Annotated in this window: 14 protein-coding genes; all 14 read right to left on the bottom strand. The window is 37.0% G+C overall.

The window, feature by feature from the left end; translation table 11 throughout:
- Positions 1–42 precede the first annotated feature (42 nt).
- The 14 genes from AC1FXP_RS09735 to AC1FXP_RS09670 all read right to left on the bottom strand — a co-directional run bounded on the left by AC1FXP_RS09735 (position 43) and on the right by AC1FXP_RS09670 (position 15793).
- Positions 43–339, bottom strand: coding sequence for an IDEAL domain-containing protein (locus tag AC1FXP_RS09735; protein WP_480060760.1), 297 nt, complete (start codon positions 337–339; stop codon positions 43–45).
- 321 nt (positions 340–660) lie between these two features.
- Complete coding sequence (locus tag AC1FXP_RS09730; protein WP_480060758.1) at positions 661–1413, bottom strand: hypothetical protein; 753 nt, start codon at positions 1411–1413, stop codon at positions 661–663.
- 299 nt (positions 1414–1712) lie between these two features.
- The gene (locus tag AC1FXP_RS09725) at positions 1713–2882 is read right to left on the bottom strand and encodes a cation:proton antiporter (protein WP_480060756.1); all 1170 of its coding nucleotides are present in this window, start codon (positions 2880–2882) and stop codon (positions 1713–1715) included.
- 5 nt (positions 2883–2887) lie between these two features.
- The gene (locus AC1FXP_RS09720; RefSeq protein WP_250097046.1) at positions 2888–3379 is read right to left on the bottom strand and encodes a cation:proton antiporter regulatory subunit; all 492 of its coding nucleotides are present in this window, start codon (positions 3377–3379) and stop codon (positions 2888–2890) included.
- A 24-nt stretch (positions 3380–3403) separates the two neighbouring features.
- Complete coding sequence (locus AC1FXP_RS09715; protein ID WP_250097045.1) at positions 3404–4063, bottom strand: potassium channel family protein; 660 nt, start codon at positions 4061–4063, stop codon at positions 3404–3406.
- Positions 4064–4285: 222 nt separating this feature from the next.
- The gene (locus AC1FXP_RS09710) at positions 4286–4645 is read right to left on the bottom strand and encodes a response regulator (RefSeq protein WP_480060755.1); all 360 of its coding nucleotides are present in this window, start codon (positions 4643–4645) and stop codon (positions 4286–4288) included.
- 80 nt (positions 4646–4725) lie between these two features.
- Complete coding sequence (locus tag AC1FXP_RS09705; protein WP_480060753.1) at positions 4726–5154, bottom strand: chemotaxis protein CheW; 429 nt, start codon at positions 5152–5154, stop codon at positions 4726–4728.
- A gap of 23 nt (positions 5155–5177) precedes the next feature.
- Positions 5178–7187 carry a chemotaxis protein CheW gene (locus tag AC1FXP_RS09700; RefSeq protein ID WP_480060751.1) on the bottom strand — a complete coding sequence of 670 codons (2010 nt, stop codon included), beginning with the start codon at positions 7185–7187 and terminating at the stop codon, positions 5178–5180.
- A 102-nt stretch (positions 7188–7289) separates the two neighbouring features.
- Positions 7290–7595: a hypothetical protein gene (locus tag AC1FXP_RS09695; protein WP_480060749.1), complete on the bottom strand. Its 306-nt coding sequence runs from the start codon at positions 7593–7595 to the stop codon at positions 7290–7292.
- Positions 7596–7608: 13 nt separating this feature from the next.
- A complete protein-coding gene (locus AC1FXP_RS09690) occupies positions 7609–10989 on the bottom strand; it encodes a UvrD-helicase domain-containing protein (protein WP_480060747.1) in 3381 nt (1126 codons plus the stop codon).
- 31 nt (positions 10990–11020) lie between these two features.
- Positions 11021–13900, bottom strand: a complete 2880-nt coding sequence (locus AC1FXP_RS09685) for a PD-(D/E)XK nuclease family protein (RefSeq protein ID WP_480060745.1) — start codon at positions 13898–13900, stop codon at positions 11021–11023.
- Positions 13897–14346 (bottom strand): GNAT family N-acetyltransferase, encoded by a 450-nt coding sequence (locus AC1FXP_RS09680; RefSeq protein ID WP_480060743.1) that lies wholly within the window; start codon positions 14344–14346, stop codon positions 13897–13899. Before AC1FXP_RS09680 ends, AC1FXP_RS09685 begins: the two co-directional genes overlap by 4 nt.
- A 249-nt stretch (positions 14347–14595) precedes the next feature.
- Positions 14596–14958: a DUF1516 family protein gene (locus AC1FXP_RS09675; RefSeq protein ID WP_480060741.1), complete on the bottom strand. Its 363-nt coding sequence runs from the start codon at positions 14956–14958 to the stop codon at positions 14596–14598.
- A gap of 109 nt (positions 14959–15067) precedes the next feature.
- On the bottom strand, positions 15068–15793 hold the full coding sequence (locus tag AC1FXP_RS09670) for a hypothetical protein (RefSeq protein WP_480060739.1): 726 nt from the start codon (positions 15791–15793) through the stop codon (positions 15068–15070).
- Between the last annotated feature and the right edge of the window lie 70 nt (positions 15794–15863).

The following is a 15863-nucleotide window of genomic DNA, read 5'->3' as shown; positions in this document are numbered from 1 at the left end:
GTCTCAAAAGGTAGGTTTTTGACCTTTTGGGACACTCCTCTGTTACTCAAATGTTAAGTGCAGTTCAAAGCCGTTATCTCTTACGGTTTTCCCTTCATTATGTAATTGTATCCATTGGTTGTATTCTGTAGTCAGTTGGTGAAATTGCTTTTCGTCTTTTCGACTTAATGCTTCATCAATCAAATCTTTTAGTCGTTCTTTTTTAAAGTGATAGAGTGAATATTCTATGACAGCCTGTGCGTATAAGGATTGCACAGTATCTGCTGAACGTGATTGTAAGCTTTTAATCACTCGTAACTGCTTTGTAACCCTTGGATCCATTGCAAAGTCATTTATCATTTCAATCCCTCCTACTTTCTGTTAGTATATAAAATACCCCTTAGACTCTAGTTTCAAACATACCTTACTGAAATATCTGATTTTTTTGTAGCTCGTAGTCTTTTAAGCTACTTTATTGATTAACTTTTAAATCACTTGTGAAAAAAGAAAGGTGAATCAAAACGATTGCTTTGATTCACCTTTCTTTTCCTATTTAGATAAAGTTGACGTAGTTCATGGATCTGATCTGTTTGCTGCGCGGTTATTTGAAAAGGTTTGTTTCCTGTAACTGTTCAGACAACTCACTAAACAACTATTGTTTAAATCATTATAGAATATTGACTAGCCCTGACTTCTAAGTTGTTCTGCGCTAACACCCCGTTCTGCATTGGTTAACTTCGGACACGAGTAACAGTAGTTGCCTTCAGCCTTTAAATAACTCATGCAGCATGCTCCTTTTATCCTTACTTTCATATTTGGATCTTGCCAACTATCCACATAGCGAAACGTTAAATCAAACGGATTTCGTTTTAAATTAAAGGTATCTGCTGGTAAAGTTTTTAACAACTCATTGTCTTTTTCAATTGTGCGCTCTATTGAGGGTTCATTTTCCCATGTGTTCAAGCGATTATAATACGGGTTAGTGACCAAACCCCAAACTTGCTGCTTAGATAGACCAGATGTTACGGAAATTTGTTGAAATAAAGGTTGTAGCCCTTCTATTAACCTTGTTATTTTTTCCTTTCCAACTTGGTCTCGATCTTCCGTTTTTATTTCAATCATTTGTGGCTGAAGTATTTGAAAATGTGCTTCTTTTCCTTCTTCAATAAAGTGTATGCCTTCATAATGAAGCCACTTATTATGAACAAAGTATGTATACAAATGGGCGGTTATGAGATTTCCAAACCATTTCATCAAGTTCGCCCCACCAAGACGGACGTCTGTTGCATTAAAGCAATTCATTCGACCTTCTACAATTTTCTGCATCGTTTCTGTATCTAGCATGTCCTGAATAGAAACCCCTTTCAAGTTAATTGAGAAGTCTACAGACTCAATAAAAAACTGTTCTTTCAAAACGACTAGTATAGGTTCCATTATTCAATCTCCGCCCTTAAGAATTTATTATATTTACGTTAATTGTAACAAATTACTTTATGAATGCGCACATATTTATACTCTTTTGCCTATACTATTATATGGTTGCATGCAACAGAACACTTAGAGGAAGGTGCACAAACACTTTTTGAAACTATGATGTAATCGCGATATATCATTGGTTTCTTAAGTAGTTTGGGAACGCACGTACTTCCTCTCTTTTTTATAGAAAGCCTATCTAAAAATAAAAAAGGCCTCGGAAAGTGTTTTTCGACCATTTCCCAGCGACCTCACATTTATTAAGTTCCAGGCACTCTTACTTTTTCTCTAGGTTGATTATTTCCGTATATTTTCTTGGCTATCTTAGGAGCCAATTGAAATAACAGAATACCAAAAATAGCTGATGCTAATATAAATACACTACTAAATGCTTTAATGGGGCCTGTAGCTAATGCTGCAATAATAATTGAAAACTCTCCTCGTTGAGTGAGCGAGAAGCCAGCACGTAATGCTACCCTTTTTGATAACCCATACCATCTTCCTCCATAAATACCTATTATGATTTTCGCTAAAACTGACCACATAAACAGAAGGAAGAGCAATCCAACCATAGGAATTCCTTCGTCAAATGTAATCGTTGTACCAAAGTATAGGAAGAACAAAGGAAGTGTCAAGTCTCGGATTGGAATAATCATTCCCTCCAATTGATGCGTTCTTCGGACTTCAGCAATGATTATTCCTGCTAAAAAGGCTCCTAACACTTCGGATAGATCTAAGTATAGCGCAAGCCCCCCATAAAAAAGGGCTAATCCTATAACAAACAGAATAAATACATCTCTTGTCATGTGTTTATCAAAAAATGGTCCAAGCTTACTAAATAGAAAACGACCAATTAAAATAGCCCCTAATGTTAGAACAAAGACTTTTCCCATGAGTACCGTCATCGACCCAAGTGTTAAATCATTACCCGATGTTAAACCGACTAATATTGCAACGAGAACAGGTGCTACTAAATCTTCAAAGATTAATAGACCTAAAATAAACTCAGACTCGGGGTTAGCCATTCTCTTTGAACTTTCTAATAGTTTGGCGGTTATTGATGAACTTGTTGCATAAAGGACACCACCAACAATCAAAGAGGTAATGAAATCTAAGCCAAATAGCAAACAAATACCTGTTGTCACACCTAAACACAAAACCACATCTAGTGTACCTGCTGGAGTCACCTTTTTTGCCACCTGAGTAAGTTGCTTTATTGGAAATTCCATGCCTAGCATAAAAAACAATAAAACAATTCCAACTTCCCCTACAAAATGTAACAAATGTGAATCTATTAAAAGCCCACCTAAAGCAATTCCTAGTAATATATAAATAATTACCTCAGGTATTTTATACCTTGAACCAAAGAACCCAGTGATAAAAAGTAGTAAGAGAACAAGCCCTGCTCCAAGCATTTCGGGTATTCCCACTAAGACTACACCGCCTCTCCTTCACATAACCTTTCAAACTGAGCAATTTGATCACTTTTCCCAATTGCCATAATTGTATCTCCTATTTCTAATCTCTGGTCAGCTTCAGGACTGGCGATCACCTCACTACTACGAAAAATACCAACGATTGAGACTCCTGTTCGCTTGCGAATTTCTAAATCCTTAATCGTTTTTCCTGCAACTGGGGCACCTTTTTTAATTTCAACCCATTCGGTAACAATTTGGCTACGGAACAGTTTCATTTTATCATTTGATACTGGCTGAAATACCGCACCTAATAATTGAGCCCCAAGTTCCCTCGTTTCATCTGCTGTTAAATCGATTGAGAAATCCGCCTCATCATCATCTGCATCTTGAAAGAAATAGAGCTCCCTTTTTCCTGTATGATGAATGACAAGAACAATCATGCTCCCTTGAGCTGTGACAATTGACATCTTCTTCCCAATTCCAGGCAAGTCAGCCATCCTTACATCCATTTTGAATCCCTCCTTATAACATCTTTACATTCCCTCATCTTCAAAACGTTTCAAGTCATTCTTGTGGCCAATAACAATTAATATATCACCTTTTTCAATTTGATCTGTTGGAGTTGGTGCAATATTAATATCCTCTCCTCGCTTGATCCCAAGAATTGTACAACCATACTTTGCTCGTACGTCTAAATCAATGAGCGATTTATTTGCTACTTTATCTGTTGCAATCAGCTCAACAATGCTATAATCTGCTGATAATTCAATGTAATCAACAATTTTTTCTGAAGTAAGATGTTGTGCAATTCTTATTCCCATATCTTGTTCTGGATGGACAATCCGGTCTGCACCGATTTTTTCAAGTACTCGTTCATGATAATAGTTCTGCGCTTTTACCCACACATTTGCCACACCAAATTCTTTTAATAATAACGTACATAAAATACTCGACTGAATATCATCACCAATAGCAACAATGACATAATCAAAATTACGAATACCTAATGATTGTAATGCCTTTTCATCTGTTCCATTTGCAATGGCGCTATGTGTCGAATGTCTTGTCATATCATTCACTTTTTCTTCCTTCGAATCAATCGCTAACACTTGATGACCTAGCTTATAAAGTTCTTTACAAACACTGCTTCCAAATCGGCCTAAACCAATAACAGCAAATTGCTTCTTTATCATATTCCTTCTCTCCTATTCCACAAAAAGATAAACAGATAGAATTATATCACTCTTTCATGATCTAACTCTGAGCAATATTGGCTAAATATGCTATCCCTCTGAATGAATTCTTTTTATTATATACTAAATCAATTATATAGGTTTCCTTTTGTTTACTAATATAATCCTAATTTATAAAAAAAACCTGAATTACCTATATTATGGTAATTCAAGTTTATCCTACTAACCTAATACTTTTTTAATTGCTTCAAGAACACGATCCGCTTGAAACGGCTTCACGATAAAGTCTTTTGCTCCAGACTGAATTGCATCAATGACCATGGACTGCTGACCCATTGCAGAACACATAATCACTTTGGCTCCATTATCAATTTGTTTAATTTCTTTTAACGCTTGGATTCCATCCATTTCTGGCATAGTGATATCCATTGTTACTAAATCTGGACTTAACTCTTTAAATTTCTCAACTGCTTCTGCTCCATTTGCAGCTTCACCAACTATCTCAAACCCGTTTTTTGAAAGAATGTCTTTTATCATCATTCTCATAAATGCTGCATCATCAACGATAAGTATAGATGCCATATAATCACCTCATCTAATTTTCTTTTGGTAGTCTTATTATAGGATAGTACGTAGGTACGCTCATAATTTAACTGTTAAGGTTACTGAACTATTTTATCTAAATTAAGCAGGGTAAAAAGTCGTTTGTCTAATTTTACAACACCACGTATATAGTCCGTTTCCACCCCACCTATTACTTCTGGTGGCGGTTGAATCTTTTCAATCGGTATATCAATGACATCATTTGCACCGTCAACAATCAACCCTAATTCAAGCTGGTCCTTAGATATAACAAGAATTCTAGTGGCTTCGTCAAGCTCTTTTTCTTCAACCCCAAGACGCTTACGCAAATTAATTATTGGTGTAATTACTCCCCGTAAATTCATTACGCCTGTAACAAATTGGGCCGTACTTGGTATCCTTGTTACAGGTTGCATCCGTTCAATTGATTGGATGTAGTCCACTTCTAATGCATATTCTTCATCTTTTATTTGAAAGACAATAACTTTTGTAACCGGATCATTGGACAAATTCGCTACCTCCCCTCATAAAGTTACTTAATGAGTGCATTCGTATCAACGATTAGAGCGACTTGACCATTCCCTAATATCGTTGCACCTGAAATTGCAAAGACTTCTTTTAAGTAATTTCCTAGTGATTTAAGGACAATATCATGCTGACCAATTAAGGAATCAACGACAAGACCTGCTACCTTATCACCTTTGTTGACAATAACTAAGGAGTAAAACTCTTCCTGACTATGTTCACCTGGAACTTCAAAAATATCTTTTAAGAAAATAAGTGGAACTACTTTACCTCTAAAGTCGATCACTTTTTGATCGTGAACACTATATACGTCACTTTTGTTCACAATAGCTGTTTCTACAATTGAGGTTAGTGGAATTGCATATGTTTCATCTTTCACTTCTACAAGCATGACATCCATGATCGATAATGTTAGCGGCAATTGGATTGAAAAGACAGATCCTCTTCCTAGCTCAGAGTTTACTGTTACAACCCCTCCTAATGATTCGAACGTATTGCGAACGACATCAAGACCTACTCCACGTCCTGAGACATTAGTTACTTTCTCGGCAGTCGAGAAACCAGAAGCAAAGAGCAAACCATAGACTTGTTGGTCTGTTAATTTCGCTGCTTCTTCTTCAGTTACAACTCCATTAGTTAAAGCCTTTGTTAAAACTTTATCACGGTCAATTCCTGCTCCATCATCTTCAATCTCAATAAAAACATTGTTCCCACTATGATATGCCTTTAAAGTAACTTTCCCTTCTTCTGGTTTGCCAGCAGCAAAACGTTTATCAGGTGTCTCAATTCCATGGTCAATTGAGTTTCTTAATAAGTGAACGAGAGGATCACCAATTTCATCAATAATGGTTCGATCAAGTTCTGTTTCTGCACCGATAATTTCTAGCTTTACTTTTTTATGTAAATCTTTTGATAAGTCTCGAACCATACGAGGGAAGCGATTAAAGACTTGTTCTACTGGCATCATTCTCATATTTAGTATAATTTCTTGAAGGTCGCCAGAAATTCGCGACATTCTTTCTACCGTTTCATTTAATTCGGTATTTTGAAGCTCGCTCGCAATCTGTTCAAGTCTACCACGATCAATAACAAGTTCTTCAAACAAATTCATTAACACATCTAAGCGTTCAATATTTACTCGAATCGTTTTATTTACCTCTGTTTGAGCAGTTTTGGGTTTCTCCACTTCCTGGACCTTTTTATCAACTTTTAGTTCTGAAATGGGTTCCTTAGCCTTCTGTGTAGGTAATATCTTTACATTAAACGCTTGAACAAGGACATTCGTTATCTCAGAAACGTTTAAGATCCGCTGTTTAATTTCATCGCCATTCATTTTGGAAATTAATGTAACTAAAAAATATTCATCGAAATTTTCTGCCTCTAAATCTTCAGCTGAAGGAGTTGATTTAATCACTTCTCCCACTTGTTGTAGCACATCAAATACCATAAATACACGAGCAGCTTTTAACATAGCATTATCGTCTATTATTACTTTAATTTGGTATGTAGTATAGCCTTGTTCCATTGATTCTTCAAGAACTGTCGACTCAAATTCATCATATTCTTCTACTAAATTACTAGTGTCGTATTGCTCGTCTTTCGTTGAAACGACATCGTTTTCTGATATTTGAAGGGCTTCCCTTTTCTCAATTCGCTCAAGCTGTAATACAACTTCTTTTACATCCCGCTTTCCGTCTCCCCCACTAGCAATATCAGTTACCATTGCTTCCAGATCATCTACTGCCATAAAGACTACATCTAAAACAGTAGACGCAGCTTCAAGCTTCTCATTCCGTATGAGATCTAGAACATTTTCCATATTATGCGTCAAATGAGCCAAATCCTCGAACCCTATAGTTGCAGCCATTCCTTTAAGTGTGTGGGCTGACCTGAATACTTCTCCGACAATCGATAAATCATCTGGGGCTTGTTCAAGCCTTAGAAGATTATCATTAATCGCTTGTAGATGCTCTTGACTCTCATCAAGAAAAACATCCAAATATTCTGCATTTATCAAGCCATTCACCTCTATATAACTTCGACTTATTGTGAGCTTTTTTTCATCATATCATAATTTTATTATTGAATAATCTAAATCTATAGGAAATAAGAGATAGTTTTATTGTCTAATAGTTTCTGTTCTTTTAACATTCTCTATCGTTATATCCATATATAATACATTTTCACCATAAAGAAAGCCAACTTCTAAAAAATTCATGCATGTAGAAGTTGGCTTTCTCTTATTTAAAACACGAAGTAATAGAAGGGATTGACCGTTAAACAGCTTTTTTATTTCAGTTGGACTTAATTGTGACCGCTCCCAGTGATGAGCATCAGAAACCATTAACGTCAACGGATCAACAGTTAAAACAATATCCTTTTGTACATCGTAAGCTTTTCCAATTTGAACAATATGTTTACCCATCTGACCCTTCTTTTTATAGTGTAAACGCCTCATACTCTGCTTTTGTCGCCTGATTTAATCGAAGTGTATGTATGGATCGTATTGCTTTTCGTACAGCTTCTACCTCCTCTTCTTTCTTCCTTAACGTATGGAGCGGTGATTGTTTATCTCGAAACACAAATAACGACATTGTCTCAATCGCTTCACCTGTTTCTTGCTCGTATGCCATCTTATATAGATACAGTTGTGGCGAGTAGCGATCAAGTAGTTCACTTCCTGATTGACAGATCTTATTTGTTTTAAAATCAACAATATGACACTTGCCATCCTTTTTCGTCACTTTATCAATTTCACCAATAATATCTACACCTTCAATCGTAGTAGCAAACGACCATTCTGTTTCTAGAGTCTCTCCAAGTCCCTGTTTTACTTCATCAGTATAACTATTCATAAGTATATTCATTTCTTGCTCATACACCGCCATGTTGGTCCCTTGCTCTTCTTCTTCACGAACAGCTTCTCTGATCGCTGCTTCGTTCGTTAATCCATTATCTCGTAATTCACATGCCCGATGAACCAGTGTTCCGAGTTTGGACGAATCGATCGAAACTGAAGTAGTCTCTTGTTTCACTACTTCACTTTTATCGACCATTGTTGTATCCGGAAGACCAATGACATAGCGATGAAAATAAGCGACCGGATCTTTTATAAAAAGCATAACTTCCGAAACAGATAACGTGAGCGGCACATTTGGAGACTCTACCACCATTGGACTCGAATAAGGTTCTGACTTTTTTAACATTGGTGCCTGCTCCTTACATTCCTCTATTCTAATTACTTTTTCAGATAGATGTGTCTCTTGCAAAGCAGTTTCTGTTAAGGAAAGCCATGTATGAGACGTGTTAGATTCCTCACCCATCATATATAGATAGTCACGTGCTCGAGTCATCGCTACGTAAAACAACCTCTTAGCCTCTTCTCTCGCTTCTAGATTCGCTTGATCCTTCACAAGAGTAAATCCTGGGGTTTGATACAATATTTTTTCGCCATCAAGTTCTGTTGCTTCTTCTTCAAGGTTCATGACAACACCTAGCTCAGGATGAAAACGTATGCTTCCTTTATCACCTTGAACAGACCTCTCTAACTGCGGTAAACAAACAATAGGAAACTCTAATCCTTTAGAAGCATGAACTGTCATAATTTGCACAAGATCCCCATCTACACGCTCTACTTCTGATTCTCCTTCTTTTTCACTTAAAACAATGCGCTCGTCTAATTCCGCTAAGATCGTTTCTAGATCGCTTTTTTTGCTTTCTAAAATCGTTTGAATAAGCTTCTCTACATTTCGTACTTTTTGTAAACCATTCGCTTGAAGCATAAGTGTAGTTTGCAAGCCTGTCTCCATAAAAATTGAGCTTAATGTATGATCTAATGACTGTTCAGTACGGAAAGGTGTCCACTTATACAGCCATTTTCGGACAATCTCACATGCTTCTTTAATCGTTTCAGGTAATTGTTCATAGGCTGGATGCGATTCATCATAAATTAGCTGATATAACGGCTCTGTTTCTTCTACTTGTTGTTTTAAAAGCAAGAAGTCATTGACGGAAAGACCACACATCGGACTTCTAAGAACAGCTAATAAGTGCAGCTCTTCAAAAGGACGATTTAACCACCTTAATAGCGTTATATAATCTAGCACCTCTTGCCTTTCATAGAATCCTACACCACCACTTACAACATAAGGTATTCCTTTATTTATTAGAGACCTCTCTAAAGAAAGAAGGTGAGAGCGTGCCGGAATTAATATAGCTATATCTCCAAAACGAGGCTCAGTCCATTTTTCACCACTGTAAACAGAAGGTGCCTTCGTTTCAACCATCTCAACAATTCGATTTGCTAACACATCATAGTTCGATAATTCTTGTTCTTCATTCTCTCCTAGGGTTATGAGCTCCACCCTTTTTTCCTCTTCATATTGGCCAGAACGATTAGCTTGAAGTGGAGCATAAACCGTTTCATACGTTTTCTTTCGTTCCTGTACCATCGCACTAGAGAAAAGTTCATTTACAGATTCAATAACTGGCGCCGTAGTCCGATAATTTTCATTCATTAGAATGACTTCTCCATCATTTCTTGTTGCAGCAAGTTCCTCTCGTGCATTCATTAAAGAAACATTGGCTCCACGGAACCGATAAATTGATTGCTTCTGATCTCCTACAATAAATTGAAACTGCGGATCGATTCGCTCTAACATTTCAAGCTGAAGTTTGTTTGTATCCTGAAATTCATCGACCATGATATGCCGAAATTGTCTCTGACAAGCTTCTTTAATTACCTTATTCTCAAGGAGAGCTACTGCTTTTTGCTGCAAATCAGAAAAGTCAAGAACTCCTGCCATTTTCTTTTCATGGTCATATCGAATTGAGAACTCTTTTAGAAGAATGATGAATTTCTCTAATAATACCTTTGTCTCTTCACTAGTAGCTACTTCTCCACCTATTTCACACCAACAATCTTTTAATGGCTTCCAGTGCTTTGTATAGAGATCAAAAAGTGCTGGAGCTTTTTCATTCCAGCGCTTATCTGACCTTGAAGGCATAATTTTGCTTACTACCTCCACATAGGTATTTGGATTATCTGGAATGGACAGAGATTCAAAACCAGCGGTAATCTTCTCCACGTGACCTCTTTGAGCTTTCGTAAGGTCGTCCACTGGCGGAAAGTCAACAATACACCGTTTGGCATTAGCATGAAACTCTTGAACTAAGTTTACTTGTTCTTGTTGTTTTGCTTTCCTTTGCGCTTCAAGCATTTCTTCCACCTTTAAGGAGGCGACAGCTTGTTCTCCTACAACAAATTCTCGAATGTCATTGTGTACTTGTTCAATTAATTCAAACAATTGGTTCTTACTCATAATTCTAAGAAAAGGCCATGTCGCTTCATGAAATGCTCGCTCTTCCAAAAGCTTTGTCATGATCAGGCGTTTGCGTCTACGTGCTTCTACATCATCAATTACACGACTTTGCGGAACTAAATCTGCTGCCATCGCATGTTGGGAAAGCAATCGTTGACAAAAGCTATGGAAAGTCGATATATTGGCACGCTCCATTGCTTCCTTTTGTTCAAACCAAAATAACTGCTCAAGCTGCTCTTTTGCTTCCCTTTCTTTTTCTGCCAATCTTTTTCGAATTCGGTCCTTCATTTCTCTAGCTGCCTTTTCTGTAAATGTAATTGCAACGAGCTCATCAACTGTAGCCCCAACAGGATGATCAGGGTACTTTAAACGAAGTTCACATAAATGAATAAACCGTTCTGTTAATACGCGAGTTTTCCCCGAACCAGCTCCAGCTGAAACTAAAATTAATGCTTTCTCACTCGTTATCGCCTGTAATTGAGCATCATTAAATTGCATAATATAATTCCCCCTCTCTTTCTTATATTCGTTACCTTTTTGCTTTCTCTCGCTTTTCATCCGTTACCCGACAGATCGTTCGGTATGAACAAAATGATGAGCATTCAAGCGGTTCTACTGGAAAGTTCGTTTGCATCCCTTCCCAAATTTCGGTTATGCGCTCCTTTAGTTGATGATCAATAAGAAATTGCTCTGTTCCTAATTCATCTTCTCGATTACGACAAAATGAAGATACATTGTATCTCGATGATTTTCCTACATGCTCTGTTCGCCACATTCCATTCCCTGCCCGCTTGCTAGGCTCTTTAAGAGAGATGTAGGTCGCACCATCAGCTTGTACGGCTTTTTCTTCTAACCGCTCGATCTCCTCACGTATCGCAAACGCATATAATGGTAGTTGTAGTTTTAACCCAGATTGGACATCTTCCATTTTTACACTCGCTTGACCTGATTTATAATCGTAAACAACGATGGCATTTTTTAAACGATCAATTCGGTCTGCTTTCCCTGTTAGTACCAATGTTTTGTCATTTGATAACGGCAATTCAAATCGAATCGTTTTTTCTATTGCCATAATATGCATTTGTTCAAGGTGGGCATTATCAAAGAAATGTTTTCGCTCTGCCTGCCACCAACGTCGTAGCCGTTTTTGCCATTGTTGCTTTGTTATTTGTAAGTCAAAACGAGATATTTCTGGACTTTGCTTTTCAATTTGCTCCCATTTTTCTTCAAAGAGTTCGTCTATTCGTTCTGGAATATGTGAACTCACTTCTCTTATTACAGCAAAAGATTGACCAACGGCCTTTAATTCCTTATAAATTTCTTCGATAATGGAATGCATTAAATCGCCAATATCAAGTGGTGAAACTTGCTCTTGAATAGCTTGTGGTTCAGGAACTTGTAACACTCTTTCCATTCCATAACGAAACGGACATCTTGCATAACTTTCAAGAGCGGTAACAGAAACAACGGGCTTTACAGATTGATCTTGATAAAGTGAAATCGGCTCATTTCCTTTTTCTAAACGCGAAAGTCTTTTCGTTAACTGTTTCACCTCATCTGGAAGGCCTTCTACTAAGCATCCTTTTCCAACATGATAGGCTATTTTCTCTATTTGATCTCTAGAAGAGAAGGCATACTCGCTTCCCATCCTATTCTCCCATGTCCAACTATGAGATTCTTCTATACCTTCTAGTAACGTGGATGGTAATAACGGATGGTTCGCATCTATACCTTTTACATACGTGAATGTTATCGATTTAGCAACATAACGTAATTGTTCAAAATACGCTTGCTGCTTCAAACGGAAATGCTCTCCTGTTGGTGGACTAAAGCGAACTGCGCTCCCAAGTAAATCTCGTTCATGAACATAGCCACTTAAATGGTGTGGAGCAGGAAACGAGCCTTCATTCATCCCAACAACAAACAGTTTTTCTCCGCGAAACAAACTCACATCTCGCCACGTATAAATGGAAATTCCTCGCTTCGAAGCTCTCTCCTCAAAAAGCTGCAAACTTTCCCCAAGCTCATTAACCCATTCAATAAATAAATCATGAGTCATCATTAAGCTTTCTAACCCTTTATCATGGAGTAACACCTCGTATTGATATAGGTGTTCAGCCAATTTCTTTAAAGCTTTGTATTCCCCTGCAATTTCTTTTAACTTACTAACATCTTCCATTACTCTGAATTGTTCTTCCCAGTATGTGAAAAATGGCAACCTCTCAATTACGTTACGCAATTGGCTAATATAATCAATAAATCGTTCACCTTTTTTCCACTGAAGTTGAGTAATGGCCTCAAACAGCTCCTGATGTTCCTTTTTAAACCACTCACCCGTTTGTAAAAAAGTCTGCTTTTGTTTTGCAAATTCTAATCCACTCACTTGATAGAGACGTAAAACTTGCTCCACTAGAGAGAGTTGTTCCCATTTTGAAGTAGGGACCGTTGTGTTTCTTAAAGCAGTTTGCAAAAATGCATGGCTAGACGTTGTAGACAGTTTGCGTTTTTTTGCTTTATTCAGAGGTACATCATACATATCAGCGTATTTCGTCACTTCATTCATACCATTTCTTTCATCAACGACCAAAATCCCCATTTGATCATAGGCTAGGTCAGATAATCGAATCTCTTCCATCACTCCACGCCACTGTTCTTCGTTCGTAGAGGCAGCGATTAATTCTCTTTGCTCAACATCTACATTCGTCTCCTCCCTGCTTACTCTCTTATCGATAAATCCAATCGACAAAAGCTCCTTTACAGTCTGTTCAACAATATTAAAGTGAGAATGATTTGGGACAAAGACTGTTACCGCAATCCCTGCTAGCTTTAAGGCTTCTATGAACAACATTTGAAGAGGACTAAAATCATAGTATCCATCAATTACAATAGATGATATTTCTATTTGATTAGGAACTTGTTTCAGTTGTTTGATTGCATGCAAAATAATATTTTCTGGGTCTAACATTGTTCTATCTAAAACGACACGGTCTTCATATCTTTGAAATAGCTCACTTATTGGCATAAGTGATTGTGGTATATCGGATACGCTCAACCCTAGCCGCTTCAATTGTCCGTAAGTGTCAGCATAAGCACGAGCTTTCCCTGAGACGACCTCCTCTTCACGAAATGTTACCTCTTCTCTTACAAATTGAAGAAAGAAAAGAGTTCGTTCTTCTTCTGACAAAGAAATATAAGAAATACCTGTTTGTTTTAAGATAAAGCTGGCAATATCGTCAAAAGTGGTAATAAGTAACCCCGGCCTTTTTCTTCGTGCTTCTTGCAACCACATCTGAGATGGCAGCACATAGAAAACGGCACTTTTTTCTTTTGCAAGCTTAAACGCATGTTCTAATCTTTCTTTATCGGCAACGTCCTTTACATCTGTACCGTAGACAACATGTTCGTTCATTCACAGCCCTCCCTTCGCATATCCATATGATTAATACCATCTAACAAATAAATATCTGATATTGGTTTAAAACCAAACGATTCGTAAAACTGCTGCAAATATTGCTGGGCATGAATGAGAATCCCTTTCTCATGTAACTCGGTTACTAAATAGTCAATCGACTTTGTTAACAATGCTTGTCCATACCCTTTTCCTCTTGCACTTTCTTTAACAATGACACGACCAATAGAGGCATCTGCAGCAACGGTTCCTTTTTGAAACAAACGACTATAAGCCACGAGCTCTCCATTCACTCGGCCTAACAAATGAAAGGCTTCTTGATCCTTTCCATCTAGTTCTTGATAAGGACAATCCTGCTCGACAATAAACACTTCTATTCGTAAACGAATCAATTCGTACAATTCACTAATTAATAACTCATCAAATTTCTTTACCGTCCAGTTCATTACACAAAATTCCTCTCAGTATAGTCTCTGTCTATTTTACCACTACGCTAGGAACGCTAAAAAGAAAAACAAACAAATGATTTCCTGGCATAAAAAATAGGAAATTTCATTTCTATTTGGCATATAAGTAGGAAGAACCCCAAATGAAGGTGGGATAGTCTTGTCGATTATAACTGGAAAAAAGTACATTGAACGAATTAATTCATTTTTAAATAAATAAACTAGCTAGGGTTCTCCCTAGCTAGCATTTTAGAATGTAATTATTCTCATCCCTAACAAGACTACAACAATAAGTGAAACAACAAATAATCCCCAATACATCGGCGCTTTCGATCCAAGCGTTCCTTTTTTCGTCCGTACAAGGATCATCTCCATTGCATAAATAAGTACAATTGCCAAAATCGCCTTTATTACATAAGCAATCGCGAAATTCCAATTAAACAATAACACAACACCGGAGAAAATCATTACGATGTAAAATAACCGTACAATCATATGTAGAATTTTCGCACCTTTGTTCTTGCCAGCTCTCAGTAAGAAATATGTGATTAAAAATAACACAATAAGTAGCCACCATGAATCAACGTGCGCATGGTACATACCAGTAAGCAAAATAAAGCCCTCCTTTAAAAATACATTCCAAACTATTATAATCGAATTGAGAGCAAAATCATAACATATCGCTATTTTTTCATAGAATCTTTAATTATTGTTACCAACTCTACCATTGAAAGAAAAATTTTAACGACATCGTAATAGCTGTGTATGAAATAACTCCAATTGTAAAGGTAACAAAATGAGCTTCATCATCAGGTGGCAGTTCATACTTTAATACATTTAAGATCATAGCCCCTGAAACAAAAGCAAAGATTATCGATTCTGTTAATGGTGATAAATTTACCAAAACCCCCATGATCCAGCCTGCAATAATTCCTAGCGCCAGAACATACCTACCGACTTTATTATAAATGTCTTCGTATTCCCTCCACAAGTCATGGGCAACAGCAACAAAGTGCATCCCCACAGCAAGACCATAGAATACAGCTTGAATACCTAACACATTATGCGAGATAACGGTATAAGCTACAAGCATATTATAAAAGCCAAAAAACAGAATCTGCAGCCAAAAAAGTGCTCTTGCTTTGTTTGTTTTATTCTTAAGCTGTGCTTTTCTAACAACCTTTTGTATTCCATAGAAAATTAACACACCTAATAAACCTATGAAATACAACTCAGACTCCATTGTGAAATAATCACCATATTTTTTCACTAGAATTTGTTCTTTGTGTAAAGTTGGAAGAACATAGACAAAAACATAAGATACAGCTAAGCCCCCTGAAAATGAAAACCACTTTAACCTTTTAATTCGATTAGATGGAATCATTTCATTTGCAAATAGATGAATGAGGATGAAAGCAAAACCCATAATAAACACATCAAGTGACATAATTGGAAACTCCTACAATTCAGTTTTATTTTAAAGTATTCACTATGCCATTCATTGCTATGCGGATAAA

Source organism: Halalkalibacter sp. HAAS-P013, assembly GCF_056619925.1.
The sequence above is the reverse complement of the archived record's forward strand: the minus strand, read 5'-3'. Positions and strand labels throughout refer to the sequence as shown.